The sequence below is a fragment of the Ruegeria sp. HKCCSP346 genome (assembly GCF_017872595.1).
In the GTDB taxonomy this organism is placed as follows: domain Bacteria; phylum Pseudomonadota; class Alphaproteobacteria; order Rhodobacterales; family Rhodobacteraceae; genus Ruegeria.
Window position 1 is genome coordinate 795298 of sequence record NZ_JAEDOT010000001.1, and the last position, 14144, is coordinate 809441.

The 14144-nt window shown below is 58.5% G+C and carries 10 protein-coding genes; 4 read left to right on the forward strand and 6 right to left on the reverse strand.

Annotated elements, in window-relative coordinates:
- Positions 1 to 96 precede the first annotated feature (96 nt).
- A complete protein-coding gene (locus I9185_RS03975; protein WP_171632265.1) occupies positions 97 to 1323 on the forward strand; it encodes an MFS transporter in 1227 nt (408 codons plus the stop codon).
- On the opposite strand, the gene I9185_RS03980 is transcribed toward I9185_RS03975, so the two are convergent.
- From I9185_RS03980 to cysS, 3 genes are all read right to left on the reverse strand, one after another.
- Positions 1324 to 2106, reverse strand: a complete 783-nt coding sequence (locus tag I9185_RS03980) for a squalene/phytoene synthase family protein (RefSeq protein WP_171632262.1) — start codon at positions 2104 to 2106, stop codon at positions 1324 to 1326.
- A complete protein-coding gene (cimA, locus tag I9185_RS03985) occupies positions 2103 to 3737 on the reverse strand; it encodes a citramalate synthase (protein ID WP_210092397.1) in 1635 nt (544 codons plus the stop codon). The genes I9185_RS03980 and cimA overlap by 4 nt, the downstream gene beginning before the upstream one ends.
- 61 nt (positions 3738 to 3798) lie before the next feature.
- Complete coding sequence (gene cysS / locus I9185_RS03990; RefSeq protein WP_210092398.1) at positions 3799 to 5304, reverse strand: cysteine--tRNA ligase; 1506 nt, start codon at positions 5302 to 5304, stop codon at positions 3799 to 3801.
- Between the two features lie 218 nt (positions 5305 to 5522).
- Here cysS and I9185_RS03995 point away from each other — a divergent pair, with 218 nt between their 5' ends.
- Both I9185_RS03995 and I9185_RS04000 read left to right on the forward strand, forming a co-directional pair.
- A complete protein-coding gene (locus tag I9185_RS03995; RefSeq protein ID WP_171723213.1) occupies positions 5523 to 5867 on the forward strand; it encodes an MmcQ/YjbR family DNA-binding protein in 345 nt (114 codons plus the stop codon).
- Positions 5868 to 5923: 56 nt separating this feature from the next.
- On the forward strand, positions 5924 to 7111 hold the full coding sequence (locus I9185_RS04000) for a pyridoxal phosphate-dependent aminotransferase (RefSeq protein WP_210092399.1): 1188 nt from the start codon (positions 5924 to 5926) through the stop codon (positions 7109 to 7111).
- 8 nt (positions 7112 to 7119) lie between these two features.
- Here I9185_RS04000 and I9185_RS04005 read toward each other — a convergent pair whose 3' ends face one another.
- Positions 7120 to 7650, reverse strand: a complete 531-nt coding sequence (locus I9185_RS04005) for an outer membrane beta-barrel protein (RefSeq protein WP_245217972.1) — start codon at positions 7648 to 7650, stop codon at positions 7120 to 7122.
- Between the two features lie 401 nt (positions 7651 to 8051).
- Between I9185_RS04005 and I9185_RS04010 the strand changes: the two genes are divergently transcribed.
- Positions 8052 to 9596 (forward strand): trimethylamine methyltransferase family protein, encoded by a 1545-nt coding sequence (locus I9185_RS04010; RefSeq protein ID WP_210092400.1) that lies wholly within the window; start codon positions 8052 to 8054, stop codon positions 9594 to 9596.
- A 45-nt stretch (positions 9597 to 9641) separates the two neighbouring features.
- Here the strand turns inward: I9185_RS04010 and I9185_RS04015 are convergent, their stop codons facing one another.
- Both I9185_RS04015 and I9185_RS04020 read right to left on the reverse strand, forming a co-directional pair.
- Positions 9642 to 9887, reverse strand: coding sequence for a hypothetical protein (locus I9185_RS04015; protein WP_117868858.1), 246 nt, complete (start codon positions 9885 to 9887; stop codon positions 9642 to 9644).
- A gap of 541 nt (positions 9888 to 10428) precedes the next feature.
- Positions 10429 to 14049 (reverse strand): vitamin B12-dependent ribonucleotide reductase, encoded by a 3621-nt coding sequence (locus I9185_RS04020; RefSeq protein ID WP_171632245.1) that lies wholly within the window; start codon positions 14047 to 14049, stop codon positions 10429 to 10431.
- Between the last annotated feature and the right edge of the window lie 95 nt (positions 14050 to 14144).

The window sequence follows — 14144 nt, forward strand, 5'->3', positions numbered from 1 at the left end:
CGGCCTCCCTGCTCTGTTATTTCGGGCAGGTTAGGCGCATGTGACGCAGATGCAACCCGCTTGTGCCGCAAACACTTAGCCGATAACCATTCGCCCATGACCATGATTTCAACCCTTCCGGACGACCGGCAGGCCAAACGCAATGTGGCCGTGCTGGTGGCTGCCCAAGCCATCCTGGGTGCGCAGATGCCGATGATGTTCATCGTTGGCGGGCTTGCAGGTCAATCGCTGGCCTCGAACCCTTGCCTGGCGACGCTGCCGATATCCCTGATCGTTCTGGGATCGATGCTGGCAGCCACGCCGATCTCGGCCATCATGCAAAAATGGGGCCGTCGCGTGGGGTTCCTTGTCGGGGCAACCGCCGGTGCACTGGGCGGGCTGATCGGGGCCTATGGCCTGTTTCTGGGCTCGTTCCCCATTTTTCTTGTCGGCAGCCTGCTGACCGGCATCTATATGAGCGCACACGGGTTCTATCGCTTTGCGGCAGCAGACACCGCGTCAAACGACTACCGCCCAAAAGCGATTTCATACGTGATGGCCGGTGGGCTGGCGGCCGCCATCATCGGGCCTCAGATTGTGAAACTTACGTCTGAAGCTTACGTCATCCCTTTTCTGGGAACATATATGGCCGTAATCGGGATCAACGTTCTGGGCTCGGCGCTGTTCTTCTTTCTCGACATTCCGACGCCTGCGAAACCTGCGGCCGATGAACCCAAGGGGCGGTCACGGATCGAGTTGTTGAAAACACCCCGCATCGCCGTCGCGATCATCTGTGCCATGGTGTCTTATGCGTTGATGAATCTGGTGATGACCTCGACGCCGCTTGCCGTTGTCGGATGTGGATTTTCTGCCAATGACGCAGCGGATATCGTGACCAGTCACGTGCTGGCAATGTATGTCCCCAGCTTCTTCACCGGGCACCTGATTGCCCGGTTTGGCGTTGAGAAGATCGTCGCTCTGGGTTTGGCCATACTTGCTGCATCAGGGGTGGTTGCGCTGCAAGGCGTTGAATTGGGTAACTTTTTTGTCGCCCTTGTTCTTCTGGGCATTGGTTGGAATTTCGGATTCATCGGCGCGACCACGATGCTGGCCGCGTCGCATGAACCGCATGAACGCGGGCGGATGCAGGGCCTCAACGACCTGCTGGTGTTTGGCGGTGTGACATTGGCATCGCTGGCCTCGGGCGGGTTGATGAACTGCTCGGGCGGATCCGCGATCGAGGGGTGGAACGCCGTCAACCTTGCCATGATCCCCTTGCTGACACTGGCAGGTGGCGCATTGCTGTGGCTGGTTTTGCGCCCGGCCGATCCCGAAAGGGTCTGATCACCAGCGCCCGCTGCCGACGGTCCACATCAGGGACAGTCGCTGACGCATTTCGCCTGGTTCCAGCGCTCCAGCCGCCACCCGCTTGGGTTGGGCGATGGCCTGCTTAAGCACCCGTTCCGCCAACCAACCTGCATACAGCGCGGGACGCGCCTCAGGTGCGATGTCGGCCCGGTTTGATCGCGCCTTGCGCAATCGGTCCAAAGCGGATTGGGCCAGTTGCTGAACGCCACCCGTCGACCCATTAAGCAAAGGTACGCGACCCCGCTTTTCCAGTTCGGGAATGGCGCGGAACCAATTTGCCACACCGACTCCGTACCCGAAATCGCGCAACACGCTTTCATCCGCCGCACCCAGCGCTTGCGCCGAGGCGACGAAAAGAGATCCGGAACTGTGGTTGATATAGGCGTCAAAATGTTCCTGATCCTCGAACGGATCCCGGTATATATCCCAACGTCTTACGGCAACAAATTCATCCAGAACGCCTGCCAGATGCGGCGACAGGACCCGCGACAAAGGCGTCACCACCTCGTGCCGCCGCACCGCGGCCCCTTCTGCAATCTCCTGCAACGCGTCGCGCCACCATTGCAGCCGCATTTCGGCAATCATGGCCTCTTGCGTCACCCATGGCGCGCGGGCGACTTCAACATTCAACGCATAGATCGGAAACAAAACCACGCGGGCCGCGACCGGAGCAGCCATCGTCGCGCGGAACCGATCAGGATCCGCACGCTGTACCAGCGCGGCGCAGGCTTTGACATCATCGTCGAAGGTCCCACTCACTCGGCCGCTGCCTTTTGCGGATCGCAATCACGGACCAGTTTCCACTGGATCGCATCCAGCAGCGCCTCAAAGGACGCATCAACTATGTTCGCACTAACACCCACCGTCGACCAGCGCCGCCCCTGACCGTCTTCGCTGTCGATGATGACGCGGGTCACCGCTTCGGTCCCGCCCTGGGTGATACGGACCTTGAAATCGACAAGGCGCATGTCTGACAAAACCTGCGAGTATTGTCCCAAATCCTTCGCCAGCGCCTTGGCCAGCGCGTTCACAGGCCCCCTGTCGTTTCCGGAGTCGTCCATGGACTCGCTGACCGACAGTTTCTTTTCACCGTCCACTTTGACCACGACGACAGCCTCGGACAGGCTGACCATCTTGTTGTATTTGTTCTTCCGACGCTCAACAGTGACCTTGTAGCGTTTGACCTCGAAGAACTCAGGCAGTTGCCCCAGTTCATCCCGCGCCAACAGTTCGAAACTGGCCTGCGCGGTGTCGTAGGAATACCCAACCGCTTCACGATCCTTGATCCGCTCAAGGATGCGGCCCAATGCGGGATCACCGGCTTTGACGCTCAGCCCCGCCTCGGTCAGGCGTTTGCGCAGGTTCGACTGACCCGCCTGGTTCGACATCGGAATGATACGTTCATTGCCTATGCTCGCAGGGTCCACATGTTCGTAAGTCGACGGGTCCTTAAGGATCGCGCTGGCGTGCAACCCCGCCTTATGCGCAAAAGCCGACGCGCCCACATACGCCGCCTGCTTGCTGGGAACGCGGTTCAGGACATCGTCCAACATGCGGCTGATGCGGGTCAGCCTGGCCAGCGCATCAAGGCTGACGCCGGTTTCGAACTGCGAGGCGTAGGGTTCTTTCAGCAGCAATGTCGGGATCAGCGCCGTCAGGTTTGCGTTGCCGCAGCGTTCCCCCAGACCATTCAGCGTTCCCTGAATTTGCCGCGCACCTGCTTCGACCGCCGCCAGAGAACAGGCCACTGCGTTCTCGGTATCGTTATGGGTGTGAATACCCAACCGTTCACCCGGCAGGCCGGCCGCGATCACTTCGGACACGATCCGCCCGACCTCGGACGGCAACGCGCCGCCGTTGGTGTCACACAGCACAACCCATCGCGCGCCCGCTTCCAGCGCGGCCCGGCAAACTTCTGTCGCGTATTCGGGGTTGTCCTTGTACCCATCAAAGAAATGTTCGGCATCGAACAGAGCCTCGCGCCCTTGCGCAACGATATGCGCGACCGAAGCACGAACGTTTTCCGTGTTCTCTTCAAGCGAAATGCCAAGCGCATGGGTCACGTGATAATCATGCGACTTGCCAACCAGACAAACGGCCTGCGTACCCGCATTCATCACCGCAGCCAGCACATCGTCATTCTCGGCCGAGCGCCCTGCCCGTTTGGTCATGCCAAAGGCCGTCAACTGGGCCGCGGTCTTTGGCGCCGCCTCGAAAAACGCGCTGTCGGTGGGGTTGGCACCGGGCCAACCGCCTTCGATGTAATCCACCCCCAATGCGTCCAGCGCCTGTGCGATCTGCACTTTTTCAGCGGTCGAAAACTGCACGCCCTGGGTCTGCTGCCCGTCACGCAGGGTGGTGTCATAAAGATAGAGGCGTTTTTTGGTCATTAGATCTCGCTTCCACGAACCAGCGTTTGACTCACTTACCTTCCACGAACCAGCGTTTGACTCACTTACTTTCCAAGTCCAATAGCGCCTTTAGACGGGCTCGGTTTGCCTCGTTGTCGGCGTAATCTGGGTTCTCATAGCGCCATTCGGACGAATTGGTTTTCTCGACCACCAACCGAATACCAATTGCTGCCAATTCGTCTCGAATTTTGTCGGCTCTCTCCCAGTTCTTAGATCGCCTACTTTCAATCCATTTTCTCGCGAGTCTTTCTATGACGTCTCGCACTTCTGTAGACAATTTCTTATCTTGAGCCCAGTCGCCGAACTCAGGAGTCAGGAGGCCAATAAGCTGGGCGGATGCAACAAAATCCGAGACTTCCTCTGCTAGGATCGGACCCTCATGCTCTACGCTTTGAAGCAACTCGTTCCGCAATTTTCTAATTCGCCTGAATTCTTCGTGAAGCAGTGTAATCGCGCCTGCTGTGTTCAAATCATCGGCGAGAACCTTAACAATCTCTGGAAGAGGTTCTCCCTCAACGCAACCAATCTCGGATACGAGATCTCGCCACTTGCGCAGCGTCGCCTCTGCTTCGCGGGCTTTCTTCTCGGTCCAGTCCATCGGCTTGCGATAATGCGTCTGCAAAAAGACAAAGCGGATTACCTCACCCGGCACGCCCTGCTCCAACAAGTCATGCACCGTGAAGAAGTTGCCCAGCGATTTGGACATCTTCTTGCCTTCGACCTGCAACATCTCGTTATGCAGCCAGACCCGCGCGAATTCACCGTGCGGGTGCGCGCATTTGCTCTGAGCGATCTCGTTCTCGTGGTGCGGGAACATCAGGTCGTTGCCGCCACCATGGATATCAAAACTCTCACCCAGCAACTCATAGCTCATGGCTGAGCATTCGATGTGCCAGCCCGGACGTCCCCGCCCCCATGGGCTGTCCCAGCCCGGCAGTTCATCGGTCGAGGGTTTCCACAGAACGAAATCCATCGGGTTCTTCTTGTAGGGCGCCACCTCGACCCGCGCGCCAGCGATCATGTCATCCACCGAGCGCCCCGACAGCTTGCCATAGCTTTCTTTCCAGCTATCCACCGCAAACAGAACATGACCTTCGGCGGCATAGGCATGGCCCTTGGCGATCAGGTCTTCGATCATCGCAATCATCTGTGCGATGAATTGGGTCGCACGCGGCATCTCGTTCGGCTCCAACGTGCCCAAAGCGCCCATATCATGCAGGTACCAGCCGATGGTTTCATCCGACCGTTCCTGAACCAGTTGCTCCAACGACCCTTCTGCACCGGCCTGTTTGCGGGCCAGCGCGGTGGCGTTGATCTTGTCGTCCACGTCGGTGAAATTGCGCACATAGGTCACGCGCTCTGCGCCATAGACGTGGCGCAACAGACGATAAAGAACGTCGAACACGACCACCGGGCGGGCATTGCCCAGATGGGCGCGGTCATAGACCGTCGGACCACAGACATACATCCGCACGTTGTCAGGGTCGATCGGTACGAAATCTTCCTTCGTCCGCGTCCGCGTGTTGTGCAGCTTGATCGTCGTCATCGGTCGGGCTCCTAGAAAACAGCAAAGGCTTGCGCGTTGGCGCGGGCTTAGCAACTTGTCTCAGGGATGAAAACGAAAGAAACCGGCCCGCTTGATAAATCAGCAGGTAATGCAGCAGATAATGATGCAGGTCACCGGGTTCATGCCCCTCGGTTAGCACGGGATTCCCGCCAAGCCAAGCGTTGAGTTTGATCACCCGGTCCGGCAGAGTGCCCGTCATGGATCGAGACCTCATCAATTCCATCTGCAAGGAATTTCCCGGTGCAGAACTGTCAGACCCATGGGGCGGCGGTCATGACGCGTGGAAAGTTGGCGGCAAGATGTTTGCCTGTATCGGAATTGCAAATGACGGTGTTTCCGTCAAAACGCCCGACGTGGAAACGGCTCAGATGCTGATTGATGCCGGTGTCGCGGTGAAAGCCCCCTATTTTCACCGCAGCTGGGTCCGCCTGCCGTTTGATGCCGAGACCGAGGAGCTGCGCCATCGTTTGACGGCCTCCTATGACCTCGTGCGCGCATCGCTGACAAAAAAGCTTCAGGCAACGCTGGCGCCGCGAAGCTGATTGACAAACGGCCACTGCTCTGCCCCATTCAGCGCAAAGCAACCAGAGGCGATTTCATGAGATTGTCTGAACGCATCACGCAGATCACCGGCGGCGGCAGCGATGGCTGGGACGTGTTCTATCGCGCCCGCCGGATGTTGAGCGAAGGACAAGCCGTAACCGAATTGACGATCGGTGAACATGACACCCGAACCGACCCTTTGATTCTTCGGGCGATGGAGCTGTCGACCCGCAACGGCCATACAGGTTACGCGATGGTACCCGGCACGGACCTGCTGCGCGACACGGTCGCCGCGCGGGTTCAGACCCGCACTTGCGTTCCGACCTCTCGGAACAATGTTCTGATCACCCCCGGCGGGCAAGCCGCCCTGTTCGCGGCACATATGGCCGTTTGCGATCCCGGTGATGTCGGATTGTTTCTCGACCCGTACTACGCCACCTACCCCGGCACGATTCGGGGTGTTGGCGCCGTCGCCCGCGCAGTTCAAACCGCCGCTGACGACGCTTTCCAGCCCCAGGCCGAGCGGATCGATGCCGCTGCTGAAGGCGCGGTTTCGCTGTTGATCAACACGCCGAACAATCCGACCGGCGTGGTCTATTCCCGTCAATCGCTCGAGGCGGTCGCTGACGTGTGCAAGCGACGCGATCTTTGGCTGATCTCGGATGAGGTATACGACACGCAGGTCTGGGACGGTGAACATCTTTCTCCGCGTGCGCTGCCCGACATGGCAGAGCGAACGCTTGTGGTTGGATCCATGTCCAAGTCCCACGCCATGACGGGGTCTCGGTGTGGATGGGTCGTCGGCCCCGAGGAGGTCATCGCCCATCTGATCAATCTGGCGACCCACACCACCTACGGCGTTCCCGGGTTCGTGCAGGACGCGTCGAGTTTTGCGCTGACCGCGGGTGTTGAACTTGAAGAAAAAATCGCCGCTCCGTTCCGCCGCCGCCGATCCTTGGCCATGGATATTCTAGCCTTGCAAAACATCGTCGGCCTCGTCCCCGCGCAGGGCGCCATGTATCTGATGCTGGATATCCGCGCGACCGGGATGTCGGGGGACGCGTTTGCCAACGCGCTGCTGGACGCACACAAGATTGCCGTCATGCCCGGCGAAAGCTTCGGCAAGGCCGCTGCCGGGCACATACGGGTGGCCATGACCGTGGCGGATGAACGTTTTGCGGATGCGCTGAAAACGCTGTGCGAATTCGCGTCGCAACTTGCGAGGAAGCACGCAGCTGAATAAGCCCGTTGTCAGAAACGGAACGTTGTGCGCAGGTTAAATACGTTGGAATCCAAACCACCGGTGGATCGGGTAACATCATCGAAATCTTGCCGCAACGCCTCGCCACTTATGACAAAATTGTCGCCAATCGGATAAGCGATGCCTATCCCGTAAACAGCGGCGGTATCGCTGTCGACAGATGTTTCGGCCCGTGCCGCGCCAACGACGACATACCCCAGCGCGCTGCCGAAATCGTACCCGCCACGCAGTTTCAATCGGGTCATGCTGTCCAGACTGCCCTGAGACTGGCTGAGGTTCAGGGAAAGGCGGTTGTATTCAAGTTCACCGCCCAGAACGAAAGCCCCGAAATCCCGATCATAGCCTACATGCGCACCAAAGGCGGTGTCGTCCCCGCTTGATCCACCCGGTCCATCCGCATCGCCATACCCAAAGCTGAGCCCAACGTACCCCCCTGTCCAATCCTCTGCCAAAACCGGGCTGGCGTTGGCCGTCAGAGCCACGACAATCAGGACAGAAAAAAGTTCAAAAGTCTGTTTCAACGCGATTTCACTCGGGCTTCAGATCATGTGTTAACTTACAATTCAACTGGGATCGCTTTTGTCAGAGTTCAATTCCTTGCACGCAAAGCTCAAGAGTAAGTGAATGCAGTATAACAGATTTCTGTCCTCGAGGGAGAAAATCTGCCTCAGAATTCCGTCAGAGGTTTGTTGGGCAGATATTTGCTGAAGTAAATTCCGTTGAGGTCGCAAACAGAACAGATTGCGTCGCCGTATTTTGGAATTGTTGCGCCAAACGTTGAGAGGCGGAATGACTGACCACGACTGGAAAATCAGCCTGATCAGCCGCACCATTGGTGCGGACCGGGGACGTGCAGCGAGAGGACGGCCGTAAGCGGCCATTTGCCAGTTCCCCAAACATCTCTCACAGATCGGAAATAGAAATGAACGACCAATCCCGCAACACATCGCGCAGCGGCGGTCGCGCTGCGCGTCGCGCTGCCCGTGCAACCGCATTGCCTGAACATCTGCGCCCCGTGCGCCCCGGTATGGAAGGCGGTGTCCTGAATGTCCTGACCCAAGCACAGATCGAACGTATCCACGAGGCCGCCCTGACCGCATTGGAAACAATTGGTCTGGCGGACGCGCCGCAAAGCGGGATCGACTATCTGGTTGGTGCAGGCTGCGCATTGGGCGACGATGGCCGCGTCCGCTTTCCCCGTGCGCTTGTCGAAGACACGATCGCAAAGGCGAACCGCAATGTCACTTTGTACAGCCGTGACGGGAAAACCGATCTGGACCTGACAGGTACAAAAGTACATTACGGCACGGCTGGTGCAGCCGTTTCAATGGTCGACGTGCATGGTCGCGAGTATCGCGATTCAACCGTTCAGGATTTGCACGATGCCGCACGTATCTGCCAACAGCTTGACAATATTCACTTTGTTCAGCGCCCCATGGTCTGTCGCGACATCACGGACAACCTGGAAATGGACCTGAACACGATCTACGCCAGCTGTTCAGGAACATTCAAACACGTCGGCACATCCTTCACGGAACCCAGCCACGTCGCCCCCGCGATGGAGATGATCTATATGATCGCGGGCGGCGAAGATAAATATCGCGAGCGACCATTTGTGTCGAACTCGAACTGCTTCGTCGTCCCACCGATGAAATTCGCCACTGAAAGCTGCGAAGTGATGGAGGAATGCATCAAGGCCGGAATGCCGGTTCTGTTGCTGTCAGCCGGAATGGCCGGCGCCACCGCGCCATCAACCATCGCCGGAGCAATCGCCCAGGCCACGGCGGAATGCCTTGCGGGATTGGTTTATGTAAACGCCGTAAGTCCCGGCGCGCCCGCAGTTTTCGGCACCTGGCCCTTTGGTCTTGATCTACGGACCGGCGCAATGTCCATCGGTTCCGGCGAACAAGCCCTGCTGACGGCAGGCTGCGCCCAGATGCACCGTTTCTACGACTTGCCGGGGGGCGCGGCAGCCGGCGCATCAGATTCGAAGCTGCCCGACATGCAGGCCGGGTGGGAACAGATGTGCTCGAACGTGATGGCCGGGCTGTCCGGTCTGAACATGGTTTATGAAGCCGCTGGCATGCACGCCTCGCTGCTGGGGTTCTGCTTTGAAAGCCTCATCCTCAGCGACGACCTGATCGGTCAGGCGCAGCGCTGTGTGCGCGGGATCGAAGTGACCGATGAAACCCTGGCGTTGGATCAGATCGCATCCGTATGCATGGGCGGCCCCGGTCATTATCTGGGCACCGATGCGACCCTCAGCCGGATGCAGGCCGACTATGTCTATCCGACCTTTGGTGACCGCTCTTCCCCCAAGGAATGGGTGGAGCTTGGCAAGCCGGATCTGGTTGAAAAGGCAGTGGCCCGAAAGAATGAGATCCTGTCCACCCCGTCGGCGGCCCGGTTCGACCCGGTTCTGGATGCTGAGATTCGAGAAAAATTCAACATTCACTTGCCGTTATAGCATCAGAAAAAGCGGCCCGATGAGTGTCGGGCCGCCCTTTCTTGTCTACCCGTTGCTGGGTGGAAGCAAACCTGCCTCTTGTGCAACGGCCACCTCATCTGCATCCAGCGCCCCGTCGCCATTTGCGTCCATCGCCGAAAATGTATCGGCGTCAACGTCGGGCAACACGGCCTGAATTTCTTCGATGGTCAGAACGCCATCGCCATTGGCGTCGGTTGAGGACTGCGCCGAGAGCACTCCCGGCAAGGTCAGTGCAGCAATGGAAATCCCAATCAAGTACTGCGGTTTCATTTTCGTGCCTCCTGGATAAGTTGATTATGTCTTCGTCCGGACAGGCCCCAGAAACACCGGAACAGCCGCAGGCGTCACCCGTTTTACGTGATTTCCGGGAAATCGCGCCAATCTTTGCGTGTTTGCCCGAGTCGGTGTTGCGACACACCGCCGGGCAAAACCTTGCCAGACCCGTTTCGGCAGAACTTGCCCGACAGGCATGGCCCGATCCGGCAGGACCGCGCTTATCCGGGCAACCAGTCGCAAAAAAGAAAGGGGGCCGAAGCCCCCTGTCAGTTTCGCCATCCAGGCTCATTTCGTTGACCGCCCGGTGTTTTTTTGCCTGCGGCCTGGACGTCGCATGGAACGAGCGCACCCGTTCCGTGAAAGAGTGGGAGGGAGCAAATATTCCGCCCCACCCTGTTTCCGGCCAACACGGGCATGTCGGCCGAGTGGACCAAGGCATCAACGGTAAGTCTCAGTGCCTTGCTTCGTATTCGTCGGGGTCGGTACCTGTGGCAGCCATCCGACCCCTGCACCCCGGGTTGCCGGGGCGCTAAACTCAGCTACACCCGCTTGTCGCGCCACAGGTGTTGCATTTCATGCAGGTGCCGTTGCGCACCAGCGTGTAGTTTCCGCATTCGCCGCAGGGATCGCCCTCGTACCCCTGCATCTTGGCCTTTGTGCGGGCGTCCATTCCGGTGGCCACCGCCGTTTCGGCTGCCGGTGCTTCGAAGGAAGCCGCTGGTTCAGCCATACCGTTCACCTCGACCTGACCCGCGTTGAACACAGCCAGATCTTGCGGCAAGCGCTTGCGCAGATAACCGGTGGAGCTGATTTGTTTCAGCACTTCCAACGACTTGGACGCGGCTGTATCGCTGATTTCCGATACATTCGAGACACCCTCGTCCTCGCCACGACCCAAATCGTCAAAGGTTGCGCCTTCGGGTTTCACGTGGGCCAGATCGGTGCGGTCCAGATAGGACACGGCCAGTTCGCGGAAGATGTAATCCAGGATCGACGTTGCGTTCTTGATCGAGTCGTTGCCCTGCACCATCCCCGCGGGTTCGAACTTGGTGAAGGTGAAGGCGTCCACGAATTCTTCCAGCGGCACACCGTATTGCAGACCGACCGACACGGCGATGGCAAAGTTGTTCATCATCGCACGGAAGCCAGCGCCTTCCTTGTGCATGTCGATGAAAATCTCGCCCAGCTGGCCGTCTTCGAACTCACCGGTGCGCAGATAGACCTTGTGGCCACCAACGATTGCCTTCTGGGTATAGCCCTTGCGGCGATGCGGCAGTTTCTCACGATGGCTGCGGATGATCTCTTTGACCACAACCTTCTCGATCACCTTTTCGGCCAGAACGACAGCCTTTTCCTGCGCCGAGCCGCTCTCCAGCACCTCTGCCGCCTCATCGTCATCCTCGACCAGTGCTGCCGCCAGCGGTTGAGACAGTTTCGAACCGTCACGATAGAGCGCGTTGGCCTTCACACCCAGCGACCAGCTGAGTTCATAGGCTTTCTGGCAATCCTCGATGGTCGCGTCATTCGGCATGTTAATCGTCTTCGAGATCGCACCCGAGATGAAGCTCTGTGCCGCCGCCATCATGGTGATATGGCTTTCAACTCCAAGGAAACGCTTGCCTTTTTTCCCGCACGGGTTGGCGCAGTCGAAGATCGAATAATGCTCTTCCTTCAGATGCGGCGCACCTTCCAGCGTCATGGTTCCGCAGACATGGTCGTTGGCCGCGTCGATATCCGCCCTGGTAAAGCCCAGATGGCGCAGCAGATCGAAGGTCGGATCATTCAGCTTGGTCGCCGGGATGCCCAGAACACCGGTGCAGAAATCCTCGCCCAGTGTCCACTGGTTGAAGACAAACCGGATGTCGAACGCGCTTTCCAGCGCGGCGTCCACCTTGGCCAGTTCATTCGGGCCAAAGCCATGACCGGTCAGCGAGGTGTGGTTGATCCCCGGCGCATTGCCGATGGTGCCGTGACCTACTGCGTAGGATACGATCTCTTCGATCTGCGACGAGGAATAGCCCAGCTTTTCCAGCGCCGATGGCACCGAGCGGTTGATGATCTTGAAATACCCGCCACCGGCCAGCTTCTTGAACTTCACCAGCGCAAAATCAGGCTCGATCCCGGTGGTGTCGCAATCCATCACCAGACCGATGGTGCCGGTGGGCGCGATCACGGTGGCTTGCGCGTTGCGATAACCGTTCTTCTCACCAAGGCTCAGCGCCTCGTCCCAGGCGGACATGGCCAGATCGACCAGGCGCTTGTCCGGGCAGTTGCCGTGATCCAGCGGCACCGGTTTGACGGCCAGTTTCTCGTAGCCTTCCGTCACACCCTGCGCCGCGCGGCGGTGGTTGCGGATGACACGCAGCATATGCTCGGCGTTGCGCTCATAGCCTTTGAACGGGCCAAGCTCTCCGGCAATTTCAGCCGATGTCGCATAGGCCACGCCGGTCATGATCGCGGTCAGCGCACCGCAGATCGCCCGGCCTTCGTCCGAGTCGTAGCTATAGCCCATGTTCATCAGCAGACCGCCGATATTGGCATAACCCAGACCCAGCGTGCGAAAGTCATAGGACAGTTGCGCGATTTCCTTCGACGGGAACTGCGCCATTGTCACCGAGATTTCCAGCGTCAGTGTCCACAGGCGTGAGGCATGCATGTAGTCCGCCGCCTGGAACTCACCATCCTTCAGGAAGGTCAGCAGGTTCATCGAGGCCAGGTTACAGGCCGTGTCATCCAGGAACATGTATTCCGAGCACGGGTTCGAGCCGCGGATCTCACCATCTTCGGGGCATGTGTGCCATTCATTGACGGTATCGTGGAACTGGATGCCCGGATCGGCGCAAGCCCACGCGGCATGGCCGACCTTTTCCCAAAGATCACGCGCCTTGACGGTGCGGGCAACCTTACCATCGGTGCGGTTGATCAACTCCCAATCGGCGTCTTTTTCAACGGCGGTCAAGAACGCGTTGGTCACACGGATGGAGTTGTTCGAGTTCTGACCGGAAACCGAGCTGTAAGCTTCCGAATCCCAGTCTGTGTCGTAGGTTGGGAACTCGATGCTGTCGTGGCCCTGCTTGGCATAATCCAAGACACGCTTGATGTAAGTTTCCGGGATTGCGACCTTTTTCGCTTCACGAACCGCCTTTTTCAGCGCGTCGTTCTTGTTCGGATCATAGGCGTCATCGGCAGATCCATCCCAAGACCGGATGGCCTCGAAAATGCCGTTCAGCATCTTCTCGTGCATCTTCGATCCGGCAACGATCGAGGCCACCTTCTGTTCTTCAATCACCTTCCATTCGATGAATTGCTCGATGTCCGGGTGATCTGCATCGACGATCACCATCTTTGCTGCCCGACGGGTTGTCCCGCCTGATTTGATCGCGCCAGCGGCGCGGTCGCCGATCTTGAGAAAGCCCATAAGGCCCGAAGACTTGCCGCCACCCGACAGTGCCTCGCCTTCGGCCCGCAGATGGCTGAAGTTGGTGCCTGTTCCGCTCCCGTATTTGAACAGGCGCGCCTCGCGCACCCACAGATCCATGATGCCGCCTTCATTCACCAGATCATCATCGACTGACTGGATGAAGCACGCGTGCGGCTGAGGATGCTCATAGGCCGATTTCGACTTGGTCAGCTTGCCGGTCTTGTAATCGACATAGTGGTGCCCCTGCGCCGGGCCATCGATTCCATACGCCCAGTGCAGGCCCGTGTTGAACCACTGCGGCGAATTCGGCGCCGCGCGCTGGGTTGCCAGCATATATCGCATCTCGTCGAAATAGGCGCGCGCGTCTTCCTCGGTCGAGAAATAGCCGCCCTTCCAGCCCCAATAGGCCCAGGCACCGGCCAGACGGTCGAACACTTGCTTCGACGATGTTTCTCCTTCGAACTCTGCGCCGTCCGCGGGAACCGATCGCCACAGGAATTCAGGAACGTCTTTTTCTTTCACTTTCTTGAGCTTGGTGGGCACCCCCGCCTTGCGGAAGTATTTCTGCGCAATCACATCACTTGCGACCTGCGACCAGCTCGAGGGGACTTCGATGTCATCCAGACGAAAAACGATTGTACCGTCCGGATTTCGGATTTCAGATGTTGCAGACACAAAATTCAGTTCCGCATAGGCGTCCTGATCCGGTTTGGTGAATTTTCTTTCAATCTTCATGTCCGCAGCCCTGGTTAATACAGCTCAATTTCCGATTCCCGACACCAAATCTTGTGTTGCAGGGTGTCGCCCACAACGCCCTGAGACGCGCGCAA